This window comes from Winogradskyella litoriviva, from assembly GCF_013249065.1.
GTDB classification, from domain to species: Bacteria; Bacteroidota; Bacteroidia; order Flavobacteriales; family Flavobacteriaceae; genus Winogradskyella; species Winogradskyella litoriviva.
In genome coordinates this window covers 1-255 of sequence record NZ_JABRWQ010000059.1, presented here as the reverse complement: position 1 = coordinate 255, position 255 = coordinate 1, and the positions used below count along the sequence as shown (strand labels likewise).

The 255-nt window shown below is 36.1% G+C and carries 1 protein-coding gene; it reads left to right on the top strand.

All coding sequences use genetic code 11. From position 1 onward, the window contains the following. Positions 1-8: 8 nt before the first annotated feature. Positions 9-255: hypothetical protein (locus tag HNV10_RS17425; protein WP_241695533.1), on the top strand; the 247-nt coding region annotated here is incomplete at its 3' end.

Genomic DNA, 255 nt, shown 5'->3' with positions numbered 1-255 from the left:
TAACAGAGATGGATTTAAGTCTAAAGAATGGTGAGATTACCAATTATAATCCAGCCTATTCCGTTAGCTATTACGAAACCGCAGCAGAAGCAATTTCGGAGAGTAATCCATTACCAGTGCTTTACACTAATACGAGTAATGGACAAATTATTCATGTACGAGTAGAAGCTATAGAAACAGGATGTTACAGTTTAACAACATTAGAGTTAGTAGTAGAACAAGCACCCATAGCATTTACACCACAAGATTTAAGGT